The sequence below is a fragment of the Bradyrhizobium sp. Ce-3 genome, from assembly GCF_022835695.1.
Classification (GTDB): domain Bacteria; phylum Pseudomonadota; class Alphaproteobacteria; order Rhizobiales; family Xanthobacteraceae; genus Bradyrhizobium.
The window spans coordinates 188996-209361 of sequence record NZ_BQUV01000009.1 but is presented as its reverse complement, the minus strand read 5'-3'; the positions used below and the strand labels follow the sequence as shown (position 1 = coordinate 209361).

Genomic DNA, 20366 nt, shown 5'->3' with positions numbered 1-20366 from the left:
CGTCCCGATGCGAATAGGGCTCTCCGTGACAGGAGAGCCCCATAAGCCCCTCAGGATCAAGCCGCGAGGCGCTGGCGCTTCGGCGCCGTCTTCACATGCGTGGTGTAGAGCGTCAGCCCGGTGAAGGCGAGACCGCCGGCGAGATTGCCGAGCACGGTCGGGATCTCGTTCCAGATCAGGTAATCCATGATCGAGAACTTCGCATGCAGCATCAAGCCCGACGGGAACAGGAACATGTTCACCACCGAATGCTCGAACACCATGTAGAAGAACACCAGGATCGGCATCCACATCGCGATCACCTTGCCGGGCACCGTGGTGGAGATCATGGCGCCGACGACGCCGGTCGAGACCATCCAGTTGCAGAGCATGCCGCGGATGAACAGGGTGGCCATGCCCGCCGCGCCATGCGCCGCGTAGCCCAGTGTTCGCGCCTCACCGACGTTGCCGATGGTCATGCCGACCTTGTCGGGCTCCTGCGTGAAGCCGAACGTCGTCACGAACGCCATCATGAAGGCGACCGTGAGCGCACCGGCGAAATTGCCAATGAAAACGAGGCCCCAGTTGCGCAGCACGCCGCCGAGCGTGACGCCCGGACGCTTGTCGAGCAGTGCGAGCGGCGACAGCACGAACACGCCGGTCAACAGATCGAAGCCGAGCAGATAGAGCATGACGAAGCCGACCGGAAACAACAATGCGCCGACGATCGGCTGCCCGGTGTTGACGTTGATCGTCACCGCGAACCAGGCCGCCAGGGCGAGGATCGCGCCGGCCATGTAGGCGCGGATCACGGTGTCGCGCGTCGACATGAAGATCTTGGATTCGCCGGCGTCGACCATCTTGGTGACGAACTCGGACGGTGCGAGATAGGCCATTCGTAAATTCCCCTTGCGCAATTTGGCCGCGCCGGCTGCCTGCCGGTAGCGACGCGGGTTGGTTGAAATGCTCGTCCGTCCGGGGAGATCGGGGTTGACGATTGCTCGCAGCGCCCGGTCCGGGCGCCTTGGTCCCCTCACCTCGGCCAGCACTGGCTTCGGCCATCCGGAGAAACGGCAGTCGTCATTGACTGATAGAAGCAAAAGCAATGGATGTGCCAAGCGGCGACGGCGCCGACGGGACAAAAATCAATATCAATACAATGAGTTAGATAGCCAGCACCGGAACCGTCCGGCGCGATGGCGCGGAATTATGCAGCATGCCCAGATGTCGCCCACGTTGGATGCGCGCATCTCCACCCCGTCATCCTTAAGGAGCGCGAAGCGCGTCTCGAAGGATGAACGGCCCGGCTAGTGGCCGTCGACCCATCGAGACGCCGCTGCGCGGCTCCTGAGGGTGACGGAGAGAGAGTCTATGCGCAGCGCCGCGCGACGTCACTTCACCCCGGTCCGCACCGGCGTGTCCTTCAGCCCGTTGGCGTCATAGGCCTTGCGCAGCGTGCCGTTGGCGATCGCATCCGTCATGAACTTGGCGACGAACGCCGCGGCGAGCGGATGGTCGAGCGGCACCGCGACCGCGGTGACGGTCTGCTTGAAGGTCTCGTCCAGCACGCAGCTGCCCGGGATCTTCTTCGCCATCGCCATGAGCTGGTCGCGCGACAGCGCGAACGCGTCCACCTCGCCGTTCTCCAGCAGATGGAAGATCTCGTCATAGGTCTGATAGCCGGTGACCTTGGCATGCTTGAGATGCGCGATCGCACCACGCATGGTCGTGGTGTTGTTGACGGCGGCGACCTTGACGCCGTCCTGGTCGAGCGCAGCGAAGTTCGTGATTTTGGAACCGGGCCTGACGATATAGGTGGCGTCGGCGACCTCGTAGACCGGCCCGAACGTCATCTTGGTTTCGCGCTCGGGATCCTTGGGCAGGAAGGTGACGTCCCAGCTGCCCTTCGCCGCCGCGTCGGTGATCTGGCCGGAATTCTGATGCACGACATATTCGACTGATACGCCGAGCTGCGCAGCCATCGCCTTGCCGAGATCGACGGGAACGCCGGCATAGCCATTGTCGGTCCTGGTCGACCAGAACGCGCCGCCTGCCGGGCTGATCGCGATCGCGACGCGGAGCTTTCCGGTCGGCGCGATCTGATCCTTCAAGGCGTCGGCGTTCGCTGATGTGGCCATCACAATCACTCCCAGAACGAGGCCAGCCAGACGCAGCAGTCGAGACGACATCGGACGTCCTCCACGCCGGTCTTGCTGTCCGGCGGCGCGCAACAAACCGCACGCGACCGCTTTGCGCAAGCTGCGGTTCGCGCAAGGGAGATATCCGTATCGGTCTATTTGACCCGGATGGTGATTTTCTCGGAAACGACCGGCGGGTTGAACGGATAGTGCTTGGCGTCGCCCAGCACCAGCTGCAGGGTATGCTTGCCGGGCGCCAGGTCGAGCTGCGTCTCGGTCTGGCCCGCGCCGAAGTGCAGATGAGATTTGTCGGACGGGATCGGTTCATTCGGATTCAGCGGCTCGGCCACATCGATCAGCAGGTGATGATGGCCACTGTTCGGGTACTCGTCGCCGGCATGGGTGACGCCCATGTTGCGCAGCCCGAAGCGGCACGCGAACGGGCTTTTGAGCCTGGCGCCGTCACGCGGCCAGATGAAATACAGTTTGGTGTCTTTCCCTGCCGGCTTGTTTTGCGCAACGGCCGGGGCAGCGAGCAGCGTTAGCGCCGCAGCGAACATGATCAGGCCTGCACTTTTCATAGCCCCTCCATGAAACCTGGCGATTGCGGACGATCGCTCAGGGAGACAGCGCGACCCGGAAACCGTGGGTCGGGTAGCGAACATTGGTGTCGTAATTGTCGCGATTGGCCGGACGCACATAGCGCGCGTCATTCTTCCAGGAACCGGAACGGATGACATGGGAGGCGCAGTCGCCACCGGACCACACCGCACCGTCAGCCGGGCCGCCCTGGTAATTCCGGTGCCAGCAATCCTCGGCCCACTGATCGACCCCGCCGCCCATGTCGTAGAGGCCGAACGGGTTCGGCTTGAAGCTGCCGACCTTGACCGGCTGCTCGGCTGCGGCGTCGCCGCCGCAATCCTTGCAGCCGGCATGGCCCGATTGCATCTGGTCGCCCCACCAGTACTTCGACTGCGTTCCGCCGCGCGCCGCATATTCCCATTCGGCCTCGCTCGGAAGCCGGTAGGCCTTCTTCGTCGCCTCGGCGAGCCACGCCACGTATTGCTTCGCATCGCTCCAGCTCACATTGGTGACCGGAACGTCGTCCTTGCCGCTGGCCGTAAAGCCGCAGGCCTTGGCCGCCGCGCACGCATTCCATTCGCGCACGGTGACGGGGTATTTGCCCATCGCGAACGGCTTGACCGTCACCTTGCGGATCGGCCGCTCCGACGGGTCGTCATTGCTGCCCATCGAGAAGCTGCCGCCCTGCAGCGAGACCATTTCGGGCTCCGGCGTCGTGACGGCAGGGCTTGCCGAAGGGGCAGGTGACGCCTGCTGCGTCGGCGTGGCACTGGGGGCCGGACTTGCAGCCTGGCTTGGCGCCGGAGCCGGGCTCGGGGCCGGCGGCTGGACGGCGGGCGATGCCACCGGCGGCGGAGGCGCCTGCGCCACGTCAGCCGGCTTGCCGCGCGGTTGCGCCAGCATGTACCAGAGCACACCGCCGGCGATGACGGCGATCGCCAAACCGAGCAGCGTCAGCAGGATCGACTCGCGGCGCCGGCGGGTCCGCTGGTACGCGGCGGCATCCGGCAGCACCCGATAGACCCGGACCGGATCGGTGATGTTCTTGACCTTCTTGTCGCCGAGCGATTCGTACCCGCAGACCATCTTGTGCTTGATCTGCTCGTAGATGCCGCCCGAGATGAAGACTTCACCGGGCGCCGCAATCCCTTCCAGGCGCGAGGCCACGTTGACGCCGTCGCCATAGATGTCGTCGGGCTCGATGATGACGTCGCCGAGGTTGACGCCGATCCGGTACTCGATCCAGTTATCCCGCGCGATCGCCGCGTTGCGGCCGATCATGTTCTGCTGGATCACAATGCTGCACCGGACGGCCTCGACCGGGCTATCGAACATCGCGATGAAGCCGTCGCCGGTGGTCTTGACCAGCTTGCCATGGTGCTCGGCAATGGTGGGCTCGACGAGATCGCGCAAGGTCCGCTTGACGCGGGTATGCGTGCCCTCTTCGTCGAGTTGCATCAACCGGCTGTAGCCGGCGATATCGCCGGCGACGATCGCCGCCAGGCGCCGCGGCATTGAGGTGCCCGGAGGCTGCGTATTGTCGGACTGTGGTCGGCCTGACTTGAAGTCGCGAATCTCGCCCATGGCGCTCCGGCTGCTCCAAAATACGTGCAAAGAGGCGCAACCGACGCCTTCGTCCCCGAGGCCCAGCTAAAGCTACCACAGCTGCGGGTTGGAACAAAGTTGCTGAAGCGTGACCAGGTCACGGATGCCGCCGGCGCCGAGCAGCGCACCCGCGGGCGCGCATTGCTCACGGCAAACGGCGTAAAGGGGGCGGGATCAGCCCCCTTGCGCGGCCGGGGTGCGGATCTCGCGCGGCAAGATGATCGCGGCCGCGATCGCCAGCAGGCACAGCGCGGCAAAGGCGCGCAGCATCATCGAGAAGCCGCCCTGGTCGTACAGCCAGGCCACCAGGCCGACCGACGCGCCGGCCGCGGTGAAGCCGACGAAATAGCGCACCGCATAGGCGCGCGAGCGCCATTCCTCGGTGGTGTATTTGCCGACCATCGCATCGTTCACCGTCACCTGGCCGAAGGCGCCCATCACGATGCCGATCGAGACCACGATCAGCGGCAGATTGGACAGGCTCGCCGCCAGATACAGGAACGGCGCCAGCATGAACGACAGCGGCAGCGCCACGGTCTTCAGCGAATGCCGGTCGAGCAGCTTGCCGATCGTGTACTGCGTCATCGCGCCGAACACATAGACCCCGGCCGCGATCACGCCGAGCAGCGCCGGGCTCGCGGTCAGATCAGCCAGCCGTTCGGCGAACAGTTTCGGCAGCGCCACCGTCACCGCGTTGAACGTGGTCGAGATCGCGATCACCACGATCAGGAGCGACAGCACCACGCGCCACATGTCTTCCTTGGCGACCCGCGCCTGCGCCGCGGCCTGCCTGGAGCCCTTGCGGTCCTCATGCACCACCGTCATCGCAAAGACGATGCCGACCAGCACGGTGACCGTGCCGGGCACGATGAAGGCCCAGCGCCAGCCGAGATACTGGCCGATCACGCCGGTGACCAGCGCCGACGAGGCAACCCCGAGATTGCCCCAGACGCCGTTGATCCCCATCTGGGCGCCGAGCTTCTCGGCATAGGACACGATCATCGCGGTGCCGACCGGATGGTAGATCGAGGCAAAGATGCCGATCGCCAGCAGCGCGGCGCCGAGTTGCAGCGGCGTCTGCACGAAGCCGACCGAGATCATCGACAGACCGATGCCGACGAAGAAGATCACCATCATGTGGCGGCGGCTCCAGCGGTCGCCGAGCCAGCCCGTGATCAGCGAGCCGGCGCCGAAGGCGATGAAGCCCGGCGTCGCGTAGGGCAGCAGTTCCGAATAGGCCATGCCGAGCGCCGGTCCCATGATGATGACCGCGGCCGCGAAAATCAGCATCGCATAGTGGTCGATGAAATGGGCGGCGTTGACGAAGGTGATCACCCGGCCAGGACTATTGCTTGGACTGTTCATAGACACGTCTCTTCACGCGATTCTTCCATTGCTCGAAAATAGGTTATAGGTGCTTGTCCTGACGGGATGTCGCCAATGACTATCGCTGAGCCGCCAATCAGAGCCCTCCACGAGGACCGCCGCGTCACCGGCGACGGCGTGCACATGGTCGCGCGCAGCTACCGCAAGGGCATCCGGCTCGACCCGCACATGCACCGCGAGGCACAGCTGGTCTATGCCGCCAGCGGCACCATGCAGGTGACCACGCCGAAGGGCCGCTGGCTGGTGCCGCCGGACCGCGCGGTGTGGGTCCCTGCCCTCTTGCCGCACGCGATCGACGTGCTCGCCGACATCGAGATGCGCACGCTCTATTTCGACCAGGCCTGGCTCGCGCGCGAAAAGCGCAGCGACAGCCTCGGCCATGAATTCGTGGTGCGGGTGTCGCCGCTGGTGCACCAGGCGATCCTCGCGCTGTTCGACGCGTCATGCGGACGCGAGCGCACCGATCTGTTGATCAGGCTCGTGATGCTCGAGCTGCACCAGGCCGAGGACTCCGCGACCTTCATCCCGCTGCCGCAGGAGCCGCGCTGCCGTCGCGCCGCCGACATCGTGCTGGCCGACCCGACCAGGGATCACGAGATCGATGCGCTGGCGCGCACGGTCGGCACCTCGGCGCGGACGCTGTCGCGGCTGTTCGCGGCGGAGACGCAGCTGTCGTTCAAGAGCTGGTGCCAGCGCGCCCGCATCGCGGCCGCGATCGAGCGGCTGTCGACCAGTGCGAATGTCTCGGTCAAGCAGGTCGCCTCCGATCTCGGTTATGCCAGCGTGCCGGCATTTTCCCACGCGTTCCGTCAGGTTACCGGCAAGACACCGACCGCATTCGCGGAGAAAACGTGAACGGGCTTTGTCACCGGGCGCAGCGACGACGAATTATACCGCTGTCGCGCCGCGACATATTTCCGTACGATCCATGCGCTTGATTGCATTTCTGCCGACCTTAAATCCCGTGTAAGGTCGGGCTTCACTGAATGCGACCCGCTGGATACGACCTGCTCATGGCCAACGCCTTCTTCTCCGACCTGCTCTCGACGATTTCCGAACGCGGCCGCGTCCTGCTCGGCCGCGCCAGCCCGGCCGACGACAAGCAGGATGCGTCCGAACTGCTGGAACTGTGCGAGGCGCTGCTGTCCGGCCGCGGCGAGGCCTCCGGCACCGCGATGGCGCGCGAAGTGCTCGACCGCTACCATCACCTCGATGCCGCCGGCCGCCTGTCGTTCTTCCAGACGCTGGCCCGCGATTTCGGCCCCGATCACGCCAGGCTGGCGCAGGCCATCGAGAGCTGGCGCGCCAAAGCCAATGGCGACGACGCCAGCGACCTGCACTTCGCCTCCGAGCCGCGCCGCCAGGAATTGATCCGCCGGCTCAATCGCGCCCCGGGCGGCACCGGCGAGCTGGTGTCGATCCGCTCGGATCTGCTTTCATTGATGAAGGGCAACAAGGACCTCGCCGCGCTCGATCGCGACGTGGTGCATCTGCTCTCGTCCTGGTTCAACAGGGGATTCCTCGTGCTGCGCAGGATAGACTGGTCGTCGCCGGCCAATATTCTGGAGAAGATCATCCGCTACGAGGCGGTGCATGAGATCCGCGACTGGGACGATCTGCGGCGCCGCATCGATCCGGTGGACCGCCGCTGCTACGCGTTCTTCCACCCGGCGCTGGCCGACGAGCCGCTGATCTTCGTCGAGGTCGCACTCACCGAGGCCATCCCGGGCGCGATCGCGCCGCTGCTGGCGGAAGAGCGCGAGCCGGTGCCGGTCGAGAAGGCCCGCACCGCGGTGTTCTATTCGATCTCCAACACCCAGCGTGGGCTCGGCGGCATCTCGTTCGGCAGCTTCCTGATCAAACAGGTTGTCGAGGAGCTGCGCCGCGAACTGCCCAAGCTCGACCATTTCGTGACGCTGTCGCCGGTGCCGGGCTTCATGCAGTGGGTCAAGCAGGCCGACGACGTGCCGCTGACCGAGGAAGACCGCCAGCTGCTGGAAAGCCTCGGCAAGCCCGACTGGTTCGAGAACGCCGAGCTCGCCGCGCAGCTGCGCGCCGTGCTGGAGCCGCTCGCCGCCTATTACTTCCTGAAGGCGCGCACGCCGAAGGGCCGGCTGATCGATTCGGTGGCGCGCTTCCATCTCGGCAACGGCGCGCGGCTGGAGCGGATCAACTGGGCCGGCGACCTCTCGCCCAAGGGCCTGCGCGAATCCGCCGGCGTGATGGTCAACTACCTCTATCGCCTCGACGACATCGAGAAGAACCACGAGGCCTACGCCAACAACGGCGAGGTGATCGCCTCCAGCGCGGTGAAGAAGCTGCTCAAGGGCGAAGGCCGGCGGCTGCTGGACATGCGGTTGGGGTAGGACGCCGCTCCCTCCCCGTCATTGCAACAACGACAGGGAGCGCTCGCATTCCAACACCGTCATCGTGAGAGAATGTGAATGTATTCAGCGTCGTCCTGGCGAAAGCCAGGACCCATTGCCCCGACTGCTTGTTGTTGTGCGATGCTGAGTCCACTATTTCACTCTCAATCGAATCCGGTGGTTATGGGTCCTGGCTTTCGCCAGGGCGACGGCGTGGGGAGGCCACTCGCTACAATTCTCAGACCATCATCCCGCATTGATCATGGCCGTCACTCAGAACCTCGCCCGTGCCGTCAGCCGCACCGTCCGTCCCTGTCCCGGCGAGATGTTGTTGTTGCCATCGGCGGATGCCCAATAGCCCTTGTCGAAGATGTTCTCGACATTGAGCTGGACGCTCCAGGTCTCGTCGATCTTGGCATAGACCGCCGCGTCGAAGCGGACGAAGCTCGGCAGCCGCACGGTGTCGTCGGATGAAGCGAAGGAATCGCCGAAATAGATCACGCCGAGCGCGGCCGCCCACATCGGGGTGAACTGATACTTGTTCCACCACGCGAATTGATTGTACGGCACGAGCTGAACGCGATTGCCGGGAACGACGGTCGCCGAGGTGGCCCCGGTGATCCTGGCGTCGGTGTAGGCGTAGGCCAGCGACGACTGCCACTGCTCGGTGACATGCCCGGTCAGGCTCGCCTCGATGCCCCGCGTCAGCGTGCTGCCCGAGGGGAAGAAGAAGCCCGGGTTGTTGCCGTCGGGGATCGGCTGGTTGGTGCGGTTCAGATTGTAGACCGCGGTCGAGAACAGCAGCTTCGGATTGATGTTCCATTTCATGCCGAGCTCGACATTCTCGAAGCGCTGCGGCTGCAGGATCAGCGTGCCGTCGGTCAGCGAGCTGAACTGATCGCCCGAGGCCGGCAGATAGGAGATGCTGTAGGCCGTGTAGACCGACATCTGCTCGATCGGCTTGATGATCAGCGCGGCCTGCGGCGACACCAGATTGTCGACCCGGCCGCGATTGGTGTTGGTGTTCATGTCGGTCGCCGACATGTCGAAGCGGTCGAACCGGGCGCCGGCGATGATCTGCACGCCGCGGGAGATCTCGATGGTGTCCCTGACATAGCCGGACTGGATGTTCAGCGCATAGCGGCTGTTGGAATCCGGCGTGGTGACGCCATCGGAGTTGGTGCCGGTGAAATGGTGAATGAACGTCACCGGACCGAAGTAAGTCGGCGCGAACGGATTCTGCACGATGGTGTTGGTGCCGTTCGGGAACACGCCGGTGTTGCGGATGTCGACGCCGGTCTGGCGGCCGAACTCGGTACCGAAGCCGACGGTGTGGAATAGCGGACCGGTCCAGGTCTTGTAGGTGAAATCGGTCTGGTTGAAGACGTTGTCGCGGTTGGTGGTGTGCTGATAGGCACCGAGATTGACGGCGGTATCGGCCGGGTTGACCGCGCCGGCCAGCGCGCCGCCGGTCGGATAGACGTTCTGGTAGAATTTCTGGTAGTCGGCGGCGATGGTGCCGTTGCGCACCGTCAGCCCGTTCTCGAAGTCGTGCTCGATGATGGCCATGCCGGTCTGCACCGTCGCCTGCGCGGTGTTCAGGCTCGGGCTGCCGAAGAAGGTCGAGAAGTCGCCATTCGGCGCGAACGGCGTGGTCGGGTTGAAGCGGGTCGCGCCGCCCGGCACGCCCTGCGAGGGATTGCCGCGATCGGCGGTGCGCTCGTCGTGGAAATACTCGTAGCTCAGCTTGATCTTGGTGTTGTCGTCGGGCTTCAGCGTCACGGTCGGGTTGATGCCGTAGCGCTCGAGATGGTTGAAATCGCGGAACGCATCGGCGCCCTCGTAGAACACGTTGAGCCGGGCTGCGACATTCTCGTTGATCGCCTGCCCGGCATCGAGGCTGACGCGGCGATCGCCCCACGAGCCGGTCTGTGCCGTCGCCTCGTAGACCCGGTTGCCGTCGGCCTCCTTCAGCGTGCGGTTCAACAGCCCGCCGCCGGCGCCGCGGCCGAAGGTCAATGCGCTCGGCCCCTTCAGCACCTCGATGCTCTGGGCGTTGTACATATCGCGGAAATACTGAACGTCGTCGCGAAAGCCGTTGACGAAGAAATTGGCGCTGGAATCGACGCCGCGGATCACGAGTTCGTCGCGATTGCCCTCGCCCTGATGCACCGCGACGCCGGGGACATAGCGGGTGACGTCGGTGACGCCCTGATAGTTCTGGTCGCGGATCTGCTCGCGGGTGATGACGTTGAGCGATTGCGGGATGTTGACGATCGCAGTGTTGGTCCTGGTCGCAACCGAGGTGCTGTTGGCGAAATAGCCTGACGTGCCGGTGCGGGCATCCTGCGATTCCGTGAACGGCTTTGCCGCAGCCGCGGGCTCGATCCGCCGCGCGGTCTGGCTGCGCCGGCCACGCGCGGCGGCGGTGTTGCGCGACGTCGATGGCGCGCTGCGCCGGCGTTGCGTGGCCGGCGGGGTGACCGTCACCGGCGGCAGCGCCGAGGCGGCGGCTTGTGGCGGCGCAGACTGCGCCTGCGCGGCTGTGGTCGCGAGCGGGACATTCAGGGCGAGATAGCTCGCCGTGAGCAGCGCCAGCTTCGCGGGCAAAATCGTGCGACGATTGTTTTTTGATCTTGATGTCATGACGCCGTCCCCAAGCAACTCTCGCCTTGCGTAAAGGCGATGCGCCGTCCTCTAGAGACGAGAGGCGTGCTGCGTCCAGACGACGCGCCCGGGAAAATTTTTGCGTCACGACGGAATAAAATCGCGACGACAGCCCGCGAGTGCTGCGCGCGGCGCGCGCAGGCTTGGAAAAGTCAAGGATGCAAATGGTTTCTGTCGGCTTCCTGTTTTGCGCCCGGAAACGGAGAGCGGCGCTCGCGCGCCGCTCTCCTTGTAGGGATTCCAGATTGTAGCGGTTCTAAACGATCGCGTCGCTTCGATCATGCGGTCGCGGAGCGCGGCCGCAGCCCCGCCGGCAGATGCGCATCGATCCAGGCCGTGATCGCGCGCTGGTTGCGATGGTAGAGCAGGCCGGCGGCGATCACCGCAATTCCGATCAGCGACAGCGAGAACGGAAACCACAGCGAGTCCTTGAACACGACGTCGGCGAGATGACCGAGATAGAGGCAGATGCCGAAGGCGCCGAACACCGCATAGGCACGCCGCGCCAGGATCACGGCGATCGCGATCAGGCCGACATTGAGCATGCAATAGACCGCCTTGCCCAGTTCGGTCGCGCCTTCGGACGCGGTGATACCGCCCCAGAACGCCATCAGGCCGAACAGATGCAGCCAGAACGCAAAGTCGCGGTTGCGGCTGCGATAGTCGATGATCCAGGCGACCGCGAGCACGGCGAGGCCAAACCAGATCGAAACCCGGCGGCGCGTCTCGAAATCGGCGTACTCCATGCCGCTGAACCAGGGCGCCAGATCCATCGACATGAACCACAGCGCGACCGAGATGATCGCGACGATGAAGGCGAAGCGGTAATAGCGCAGCGCCACGACGCCGGCGGCGACGGTTGCGATCTCCATGAAGAGCCAGCTGCCCTTCACCCAGACATAGAAGTCGTGCACGGTTCCGGGCTTGCCGAACTTGCCCCACCAGCCGAGCTCGTCCTGGATGCCGTAGACCGCGAGCGGCGCCATCGACACCGCGATCGCGATCAGCAAGCCGCCGGGAACCCGCAGATTCTTGCCGTACCAGAGGTGGTGGCCAGCCACGGCGAAGGCGGTGGCGTAGGCGATCGCGCAGGCCGTCAGCGCCCGGCCGCCCATTTGGGTGAAGGCCAGGGTCGAGAACAGCCCCATGGCGCCGATCACGATCAATGCGCCGGCGTACCAGAGCACATGCGCGGCATCGAATTTGGCGGCCGGGCTGGCGTCGCCCGCCGGGCCTTGTCCTTCCTGGCTTGCCAGGAAGGCGAGCAGCCGGTCCAGATCAGCGGCGCTGATCACTCCGGCATCGGCGGCTTCCCGGAGACTTTTCGCTGAATATGGCATGCGGCGATCCTCATGGCCGGTTCCGGCGCCTTCCCCGGTGACCCGGCAGAGGCGCCTCTGCTGCATGAGTATATCGAAGCGTGAGCAACGTTCAACATTTTATTGAGCGTCGCTCAAATTAGTTTGTGAGCGGATTCAAGCCTGCCGGTCGGCCGGACGGCACCGGCTAATCGGCGAGCGCCTTCATCTCCTTGTAGAGATCCGACTTGCCCTCGAAGCCGATGCCGGGAAGCTCGGGCATCGTGATGTGGCCATTCTCGACCCGCACCCCGTCGGGGAAGCCGCCATAGGGCTGGAACAAATCAGGGTAGCTCTCATTGCCGCCGAGGCCGAGGCCGGCGGCAATGTTGAGCGACATCTGATGGCCGCCATGCGGGATGCAGCGGCTCGGCGACCAGCCATGGGTCTTCAGCACCGCGAGCGTGCGCTGATATTCGCACAGCCCATAGGACAGCGCGCAGTCGAATTGCAGCCAGTCGCGGTCCGGCCGCATGCCGCCGTAGCGGATCAGATTGTGCGCATCCTGATGGCTGAACAGGTTCTCGCCGGTCGCCATCGCGCCGGGATAAAATTCGGCCAGTGCGGCCTGCAGCGCGTAATCGAGCGGATCGCCGGCCTCCTCGTACCAGAACAGCGGATACTCCCGCAGCATCTTGGCGTAAGCGATCGCGGTCTCCAGGTCGAAGCGGCCGTTGGCATCGACCGCGAGTTGCGCGCTGCTGCCGATCTCGTTGAGCACCGCCTCGATCCGTTCGCGGTCCTCGGCGAGCGGCGCGCCGCCGATCTTCATCTTCACGACGTTGTAGCCGCGGTCGAGATAGCCGCGCATCTCCTTGCGCAACGCCCCGAGGTCCTTGCCCGGATAGTAATAGCCGCCGGCGGCGTAGACGAAGACGCGCGGATTGGCGCTCACGCCGTGGCGCTCGGCGAGCAGCCGGAACAGCGGCTTGCCCGCGATCTTCGCCACCGCGTCCCACACCGCCATGTCGATGGTGCCGACCGCGACCGAGCGCTCGCCATGGCCGCCCGGCTTCTCGTTCGACATCAGCGTCGACCAGACCTTGTCCGGATCGAGATTATCGCCGGTCGCATCAAGCAGCGATTTGGGATCGGCCTCAAGCAACCGCGGCGCAAAACGCTCGCGGATCAGACCGCCCTGCCCGTAACGGCCGTTGGAATTGAAGCCGTAGCCGACCACCCGCTTGCCGTCGCGCACCACGTCGGTGACCACGGCGACCAGGCTCGAGGTCATCTTGCTGAAGTCGATATAGGCGTTGCGGATCGGCGAGGAGATCGGCTTCGTGACCTCGCGGACGTCGACGATGCGGACGGACATTGGGAGTTGCCTTCGGAGTTGTTAGGCACGTCATTCCGGGGCGATGCGCAGCATCGAACCCGGAATCTCGAGATTCCGGGTCTGGTCCTTCGGACCATCCCGGAATGACGGTGGTTACTTCTTGTCCCTGAAATACGGCTCGACCGGCCCGTGCACCTTGATGGTCAGCGGATTGCCGTAACGGTCCTTGGCGTTCCCGGCGGTGACCCGCACCCAGCCTTCGCTGATGCAGTACTCCTCGACATTGGTCTTCTCGGCACCCTTGAAGCGGATGCCGACGTCGCGCGAAAGAATCTCCGCATTGTAGTACGGGCTGTTCGGGTCGACCGAGAGGCGGTCGGGAAACTGGTCGTTGGTGTCGTCGCTCATAGCAGCGCCTCGATATCCTTCTTCAATCCTTCGGGCCGGGCGGTCGGCGCATGCCGCGCCACGACCTTGCCGGCGCGATCGACCAGGAACTTGGTGAAGTTCCACTTGATCGCCGGCCCGAGCAGGCCGGACTTCTCACGTTTCAGGTGTTCGTACAATGGATGCGCAGCCGAGCCATTGACGTCGATCTTGGCGAACATCGGAAACGTCACCGCGTAGTTGGTCTCGCAGAACGTGGCGATCTGCGCCGCCGTCCCCGGCTCCTGGGCGCCGAACTGGTTGCAGGGAAAGCCGAGCACGGCAAAGCCGCGCGGCGACAGCCCGGCGTGCAGCTCCTGCAGGCCCTTGTATTGCGGCGTGAACCCGCAGGCGCTTGCCGTGTTCACGATCAGCAACACCTGCCCCTCGAACTGCCGCAGCGGCATGTCGTCGCCGGCAAGCGACTTTGCGGTGAAATCGAAAACCGTGGCCATGTCAGCTCACCGGATCGATCGCAGCTGACGGCGTGCCGCCGGCCTCGACCGCCTCGCCCGCGGCAAGACAGAGATCCTCGCGGTAGCGCGCGGCGACCAGCTGCACGCCGACCGGAATCCGCCCGACGAGGCCGGTGGAGACGACGAGCCCCGGCAGCCCCATGAACGGGATCGCGATCTGCGGCAGCTGCGCGTGCCACACCCGCGCGAATGACGCCTCGTCCTTGCGATCGAGATGATCGGGGAACGGCAGTTCGCCGGACACCGGCATCAGCAGCACCGGATATTTGTCGAGGAAGGCGAACCATTCGCGCGTCAGCGTGGCGCGGCGGGTCAGCGCCTGCGACAGATCGAACGGATGCACCCGCGCACGGACGCCGCGCAGGCAGGCCAGCGCGCCGGGATCGCCCTCGCGCTCGGCGAAGGCAAGCTGCGCCTCATAGCCGTCGCCGAGCCAGAGCCGGGTCTGGATCTCGGCCGCCTCGCGCAACGACGGCGTGTTGGCGACTTCCTCGACGATCCAGCCGGCATCTCGCAGGCGCTTGCCGGCATCGGCCACCGCGGCGACGACTTCCGGCACCGGGTTGAGGCCATCCGGATTGAGGCACATCGCAACGCGCTTCTCGCGCGGCGGACCATCGAGCGGTACCGGCGCATACCAGGGATCGCGATAATCCGGCGCCGACATCGCCGCGAGCGAGATGCGCAGGTCATTGACGGTGCGCGCCAGCGGGCCCGACACCGCGCTGATCTGCGGGCCGATCGGACGCTCCGGCAGTGCGGCGTTGAAGGCCGGGATGCGGCCCAGGCTCGGCCGCAGGCCGTGCACGCCGCAGGCATAGGCCGGATAGCGGATCGAGCCGGCGATGTCGGTGCCGTGCGCGATATGGCCGATGCCGGCGGCGACCGCGGAGCCCGCGCCGCCCGACGAGCCGCCCGGGGTGATGCCGGGATCGCGCGGGTTCTTGGTGTCGCCGTGAATGAGATTGGTGGTGAACCAGCGATAGGACACCGCCGGACAATTGGTGCGGCCGAGCAGCACCGCGCCGGCCTTGCGCAGATTGGCGACCACGGGGTTGTCGACCTTGGCGATCAGGTCGCGCTGCGCCTTCAGCCCGTTGGTGGTGGCGCAGCCTTCCTGGTCGACATTGACTTTGATGGTGACGGGCACGCCGGCCAGCGGCCCGACCGCCTCGCCGCGCGCAATTGCCGCATCGACCGATGCGGCCTGCGCCAGCACGTCGTCCGGCCGGTGATCGACCACCGCGTTGATCTTCGGGTTGACCGCATCGAGCCGGGCGAGCCCGGCTTCTGCCGCCTCCTTCGCCGATACCTGCTTCGATTTGATGAGGCCGGCGAGCTCGGTTGCCGACAGACGCCAGAGATCCTGCATGTGCTACTCCGTGTGACGGAGGCGTTTTACAGCATGATCCGGAAAAGTGTGTAGCGGATTTTCCGAAAAGATCATGCTCGAACGAAGAGGACGGAGAACAAGGCCAGCGGCACGCCGCCTGATGTTTCACCGGACATGCGCGATGTAATAGGCAAGGTCGCCGATCTGCTCCTTGGTGACCGTCTGCATCACGTCGGCCATGGTGGCATCATAGCCGTGGCGGCTGTTGTCCTTGTATTCGGCCAGCGTCTTGGCGAGGTAGTCCTCGCGCTGGTTGGCGATGCGGGGGACGTTGTCCTTGCCGGAGAAATCGGTGTTGTGGCAGCTGTTGCAGCGGTTCTGCTGCGCCAAGGCCTGGCCGCGCGCCATCCGTGCCGGATCGCCGGCATCGGTGGGCGGCACAGGCTTCGGCAGAGTGGCGATGAAATCGGAGAAGGCGCGCAGATCGTCGTCGGTCATCGGCTTCGCCATCTCGTTCATCGGCTCGAATACCCTGAGCTTCTCGCGGAACATGAACAGCTGGATCAGCGCATAGGGCGCGGTCTGGCCACCAAGCGACGGCGTGTTCTCGGTTTCCGACGTGCCATGCTCGCCATGGCAGGCAAAGCACGCGACAGTGCGTTCCTGGATGGTCTCGGCGTTTGCCGAGAAGCTGAGAGCGGCCAGCGCCGCGGCGATTGCGAGCCTACGCATCGGTCCATCCTTGCATGCAGTTCAAAAAGAAATCGGGGGCAGCACGCGCTGCCCCCGATCCCTGGTTTCAGCTTATTGGTTCGCGACCTTCGGCTTGCCGTAGCTGACGCGATAGACCGCGCCGTTCCAGTCGTCGGAGACCAGCAGGGAGCCGTCCTTCAGCAGCATCACGTCGACCGGGCGGCCGACATATTTGTTGTCCTCGAGGAAGCCCGTCAGGAACGGCTCCATCGACTTCACGGTGCCGTCCTTGTTCAGCTTGACGACGACGACGTCACCGCCCTGCTTCTGCGACTTGTTCCAGGAGCCGTGACGCGCGACGAAGATTGCGTTCTTGTAGCTCTTCGGGAACTGGCTGCCGGTGTAGAAGCGCATGCCGAGCGAGGCGGTGTGCGGGCCCATCAGGCCGACCGGCGCGGTGTAGTCCTTGCAGGACTTACCCCAGCCGAGCTCCTGGTCGATGATGTTGCCCTGGTAGCAGAACGGCGCGCCGAAATCCTCGCCGGCCTTGGTGACGCGGTTGAGCTCGTCTTCCGGCACCGTCTCCGACAGCCAGTCGCGGCCGTTGTCGGTGAAGTACATCTGCTTGGTCTCGGGATTCCAGTCGAAGCCGACCGAGTTGCGGACGCCGAGCGCGTAGATCTCGGCGCCGGAGCCGTCGAGATTCATGCGGCGGATCTGGCCGTGGTCGGCGTCGTGCAGCACGTTGTTGCCGGGCTGGCCGACCGGGACGTAGAGCTTGTTGTCGGGACCGATCGCGATGAACTTCCAGCCATGCGCCTCGTCCTTCGGCAGCTTGTCGTAGATGACGACAGGCTTTGGCGGGTTGTCCAGATTGTCCTCGATCTTGTCGATCTTGGAGACCTTCGACAGCTCGGCGATGTACAGCGTGCCGTCCTTGAAGGCGACGCCGTTCGGGCGGTAGAGGCCGGAGGCGATCACCTTGACCGAGCGCTTGCCGTCCTTGTTGACGATGGCATAGACCTTGTCGACCAGCCGGCTGCCGACGAACACGGTGCCCTTGTCGCCGAGCGCCAGCGAGCGCGCATTGGCCATCCCGGCGGCATAGACCTCGACATTGAAGCCGGCCGGCACCTTGAGCTTGGCGAGCGGCAGCTTGTCGGGCGCGGACGGCAGCGGCGGCGGTGCCACCGGGGCGAGCTTGGCGGCCGCTTCATTGTCGGGACGCCCGATCAAGGGCGAGCCCGGCGGCAGCGGCTGCGCGGCGGGCGCGGCGCCTGCCGCCGGTGCGGCCGGCTGCTGCGCCGCAGCAGAGAGCGTCAACGCCCCCAGCATGACGCCCGCGAGCAGCAGGCTGCGCGGTGCGAACGAGTGTTTTTTCATGGATGATCTCCCCTGGGTGGAAGCCGTTGTTGATTGCGCCATTGACGTCGCGCGGCGCCGTTCGGCTTTCCGTTCATAGTCTTGCGAATTTGTCCGGACAATTGCAATCGGAAACATGCTGACATCGGCCAACGCATGGTTGTGACCAGACGGCCCAGCCGGCGCGCGTCAGTGCCGCGTCATCGAGCGGTCCGGGCGATCGAGGATTGCCTCGGTGAAGGGAAACTCCAGCACGATCTCGCCCTCGTCGTCAGTCACCTCGATGACGGCGCTGAGCAGCGCGCCGTCGGCGCCTTCGGTCTTGAGCAATTCGCGAATCATCGCCCGCGCCATTTCCCACGCACGATCCGGATCCCGCAGGATTTCGCCGTCGGGATCGGAGATCAGCTCGTCGCCGATACGGGTATTGAAGAAATAGCGTGGCATCGGCGAACTCGGCTCGGTTAGTCGCTTTCCGTCACGGGAAAGCACAGTTTAGTCACCAGGACCTTGGGAGGACCGCAGGGCTCCTGTCTCTTAACCCAAGATCACCATTCGCCGTGTGGCGAACAACAGGAAAAAGGTCTGACGCCACCGGGTTTTGACGGGAAAGGCGTGCACAAATTTGTGAGTGGGCCGGATCCGCTTTTTGCAGCGCAGCATGTCCGTCGGCAGGGCCACCTTGCGAAAAATTTAAGTGGCGAACTTTTCCAACCACAGTAGTTTACCCTCCAGGGCGGAAAGTTCGTCCGGTTGCAACAAGGAGAGCCAAATGGCCTGGAAAGCACCGAAGATCGTCGAAGTGTCGGTCGGCATGGAAATCAACATGTATATGTGCGCCACCCGCAAGTAAGCGGCAGCGCCCTATACACGTTTAGCGTTTTAGCGCAGGTGGACATCCGGGCGTGACGCGCTCCCGAACACGGGGGTGTGTTTCAAATCCGGGGTCCACCTCGTAACGTTTCTGGGTCCAAGTAAAAGCTCTCCAGGGGACGGATCATGCTTCGTGTCGTCGTCCTGGGTGCCGCGGCGGGTGGCGGCGTTCCGCAGTGGAACTGCGGCTGTGCCGTGTGCAGGACCGCACGCAGCGACCATCCGCAATTGCAGAGCACGCAAGCCTCGATCGCCGTCAGCGGCGACGGCGCACACTGGTTCCTCGTCAACGCGTCGCCCGATCTGCGCCAGCAACTAACCGCGACGCCGCAGCTGCATCCGAAGCCCGGCGCCCTGCGCCACAGCCCGATCGCCGGCGTCGTCCTCACCAATGGCGAGATCGATGCGGTCACCGGCCTGCTGTCGATGCGCGAGGGCTCGCCATTTGCGATCTACGCCCATGAGCGCGTGCTGGCGATCCTGCGCTCCAACAGCATCTTCAACGTGCTGAGCGAGAAGAACGTCGCCCGCCTGCCGATCGCGGTCGACCAGGCCTTCGAGCCGGCCCTGCCCGACGGATCGCCGTCGGGACTCGAGGTGCTGCCGTTCGAGGTTCCCGGCAAGGGCGCCTGGTATCTCGAGGGCAAGGCGCATCCGGCGGGCGCCGACGGCGTCGGTGATACGCTCGGCCTGCGTATTGCGGACAAGCGCAGCGGCAAATACTTCTACTTCCTGGCTGCCTGCGCCCGAGTGACCGACGACCTGAAAGCACGGATCAAGGGCGCGCCCCTGGTGTTCTTCGACGGCACGGTGTGGCGCGACGACGAGCTGATCGCGGCGGGTCTTGGCAACAAGACCGGCCAGGGCATGGGACATATCGCGATGTCGGGCGATCAGGGTGCGATCGAAAGCCTCGCCGGGCTCGACATCGGACGAAAAGTGTTTTTGCATATCAACAACTCCAACCCGGCGCTGCTTGGGACCTCGGCCGAACGCAAGGCGGCCGAACAGGCGGGCTGGCAGATTCCCTCCGACGGAACGGAGATCGTGCTGTGAATGTGGTGCCAACCAACGGAATGACCGCGCTCTCGATCGGCAAGGGCATCACGCTCGACAGTGCCGAGGAGATGGAGGCGACGCTGCGCACGATCGGCGCGACGCGCTACCACAGCCTGCACCCGTTCCACCGCCTGCTGCACGGCGGCAAGCTCAACAAGGGCCAGGTCCAGGCCTGGGCGCTGAACCGCTACTATTACCAGAGCACGATCCCGCTGAAGGACGCGATGGTGATCTCGCGCTTCCGCGACCGCAACACGCGGATCGAATGGCGCCACCGCATCGAGGATCATGACGGCGATCTCGGCAATGAGGGCGGCATCGAGCGCTGGCTGAAGCTGACCGAAGGCCTCGGCCTCGACACCGCCTATGTCGAATCCACCGAAGGCATCCTGCCGGCGACGCGCTTTGCCGTGGAGGCCTATGTGCACTTCTGCCGCGACCGCAGCCCGCTGGAGGCGATCGCCTCCTCGCTCACCGAATTGTTCGCGCCGAACCTGCACGAGGAGCGCATCTCGGGGATGCTGAAGCATTACGACTTCGTCAACCCCGACATCATGAGCTATTTCAGCCGCCGCCTGACCCAGGCGCCGCGCGACGCCGGCTTCGCGCTCGACTATGTCAAGCAGCATGCGAAGACGCCCGCAGAGCGCGAGGCGGTCTGCAATGCGCTGATCTTCAAGACCAACGTGCTGTGGGTGCAGCTCGACGCGCTCTATCATGCGTATGTCGACGGCCAGATCCCGCCCGGCGCCTTCGTGCCGAAGACAAGTTAGAGACAAAGCAT

General features: G+C 64.8%; 19 protein-coding genes. 5 read left to right on the top strand and 14 right to left on the bottom strand.

The window, feature by feature from the left end:
- Positions 1-56: 56 nt before the first annotated feature.
- The 5 genes from BRSPCE3_RS28495 to BRSPCE3_RS28475 all read right to left on the bottom strand — a co-directional run bounded on the left by BRSPCE3_RS28495 (position 57) and on the right by BRSPCE3_RS28475 (position 5669).
- Positions 57-875, bottom strand: a complete 819-nt coding sequence (locus tag BRSPCE3_RS28495) for a formate/nitrite transporter family protein (protein ID WP_050629990.1) — start codon at positions 873-875, stop codon at positions 57-59.
- A gap of 495 nt (positions 876-1370) precedes the next feature.
- Positions 1371-2117, bottom strand: a complete 747-nt coding sequence (locus BRSPCE3_RS28490; protein ID WP_244069666.1) for a transporter substrate-binding domain-containing protein — start codon at positions 2115-2117, stop codon at positions 1371-1373.
- A gap of 155 nt (positions 2118-2272) precedes the next feature.
- Complete coding sequence (locus BRSPCE3_RS28485; RefSeq protein WP_375709971.1) at positions 2273-2677, bottom strand: DUF4399 domain-containing protein; 405 nt, start codon at positions 2675-2677, stop codon at positions 2273-2275.
- Between the two features lie 58 nt (positions 2678-2735).
- Positions 2736-4283, bottom strand: a complete 1548-nt coding sequence (locus BRSPCE3_RS28480) for an SUMF1/EgtB/PvdO family nonheme iron enzyme (protein WP_244069664.1) — start codon at positions 4281-4283, stop codon at positions 2736-2738.
- A gap of 195 nt (positions 4284-4478) precedes the next feature.
- Positions 4479-5669: an MFS transporter gene (locus tag BRSPCE3_RS28475; RefSeq protein ID WP_244069663.1), complete on the bottom strand. Its 1191-nt coding sequence runs from the start codon at positions 5667-5669 to the stop codon at positions 4479-4481.
- A 75-nt stretch (positions 5670-5744) separates the two neighbouring features.
- Between BRSPCE3_RS28475 and BRSPCE3_RS28470 the strand changes: the two genes are divergently transcribed.
- Together BRSPCE3_RS28470 and BRSPCE3_RS28465 are read left to right on the top strand one after the other, a co-directional pair.
- Positions 5745-6545, top strand: coding sequence for a helix-turn-helix domain-containing protein (locus BRSPCE3_RS28470; RefSeq protein ID WP_244069662.1), 801 nt, complete (start codon positions 5745-5747; stop codon positions 6543-6545).
- A gap of 158 nt (positions 6546-6703) precedes the next feature.
- Positions 6704-8056, top strand: coding sequence for a malonyl-CoA decarboxylase (locus BRSPCE3_RS28465; protein WP_244069661.1), 1353 nt, complete (start codon positions 6704-6706; stop codon positions 8054-8056).
- Between the two features lie 273 nt (positions 8057-8329).
- On the opposite strand, the gene BRSPCE3_RS28460 is transcribed toward BRSPCE3_RS28465, so the two are convergent.
- The 9 genes from BRSPCE3_RS28460 to BRSPCE3_RS28420 form a co-directional block, all read right to left on the bottom strand.
- On the bottom strand, positions 8330-10702 hold the full coding sequence (locus tag BRSPCE3_RS28460) for a TonB-dependent siderophore receptor (protein ID WP_244069660.1): 2373 nt from the start codon (positions 10700-10702) through the stop codon (positions 8330-8332).
- Positions 10703-11001: 299 nt separating this feature from the next.
- Entirely contained in the window at positions 11002-12063 is a 1062-nt protein-coding gene (locus BRSPCE3_RS28455; protein ID WP_244069659.1) for a hypothetical protein, read from the bottom strand.
- 166 nt (positions 12064-12229) lie between these two features.
- On the bottom strand, positions 12230-13399 hold the full coding sequence (locus BRSPCE3_RS28450) for a mandelate racemase/muconate lactonizing enzyme family protein (RefSeq protein ID WP_244069658.1): 1170 nt from the start codon (positions 13397-13399) through the stop codon (positions 12230-12232).
- Between the two features lie 114 nt (positions 13400-13513).
- The gene (locus BRSPCE3_RS28445) at positions 13514-13768 is read right to left on the bottom strand and encodes a DUF3297 family protein (protein WP_097675239.1); all 255 of its coding nucleotides are present in this window, start codon (positions 13766-13768) and stop codon (positions 13514-13516) included.
- Entirely contained in the window at positions 13765-14241 is a 477-nt protein-coding gene (locus BRSPCE3_RS28440; protein ID WP_244069657.1) for a glutathione peroxidase, read from the bottom strand. Before BRSPCE3_RS28440 ends, BRSPCE3_RS28445 begins: the two co-directional genes overlap by 4 nt.
- A gap of 1 nt (position 14242) precedes the next feature.
- Positions 14243-15634 (bottom strand): amidase family protein, encoded by a 1392-nt coding sequence (locus BRSPCE3_RS28435; protein ID WP_244069656.1) that lies wholly within the window; start codon positions 15632-15634, stop codon positions 14243-14245.
- Between the two features lie 126 nt (positions 15635-15760).
- Complete coding sequence (locus BRSPCE3_RS28430) at positions 15761-16327, bottom strand: c-type cytochrome (RefSeq protein WP_244069655.1); 567 nt, start codon at positions 16325-16327, stop codon at positions 15761-15763.
- 72 nt (positions 16328-16399) lie between these two features.
- On the bottom strand, positions 16400-17671 hold the full coding sequence (locus BRSPCE3_RS28425; protein WP_244069654.1) for a sorbosone dehydrogenase family protein: 1272 nt from the start codon (positions 17669-17671) through the stop codon (positions 16400-16402).
- Between the two features lie 168 nt (positions 17672-17839).
- The gene (locus BRSPCE3_RS28420; protein WP_016839844.1) at positions 17840-18097 is read right to left on the bottom strand and encodes a DUF6894 family protein; all 258 of its coding nucleotides are present in this window, start codon (positions 18095-18097) and stop codon (positions 17840-17842) included.
- 325 nt (positions 18098-18422) lie between these two features.
- Between BRSPCE3_RS28420 and pqqA the strand changes: the two genes are divergently transcribed.
- The 3 genes from pqqA to pqqC all read left to right on the top strand — a co-directional run bounded on the left by pqqA (position 18423) and on the right by pqqC (position 20355).
- Entirely contained in the window at positions 18423-18503 is an 81-nt protein-coding gene (pqqA, locus tag BRSPCE3_RS28415) for a pyrroloquinoline quinone precursor peptide PqqA (RefSeq protein ID WP_035635412.1), read from the top strand.
- A gap of 146 nt (positions 18504-18649) precedes the next feature.
- Complete coding sequence (gene pqqB, locus BRSPCE3_RS28410) at positions 18650-19579, top strand: pyrroloquinoline quinone biosynthesis protein PqqB (protein WP_244069653.1); 930 nt, start codon at positions 18650-18652, stop codon at positions 19577-19579.
- A gap of 20 nt (positions 19580-19599) precedes the next feature.
- On the top strand, positions 19600-20355 hold the full coding sequence (pqqC, locus tag BRSPCE3_RS28405) for a pyrroloquinoline-quinone synthase PqqC (protein ID WP_244069848.1): 756 nt from the start codon (positions 19600-19602) through the stop codon (positions 20353-20355).
- Positions 20356-20366 lie beyond the last annotated feature (11 nt).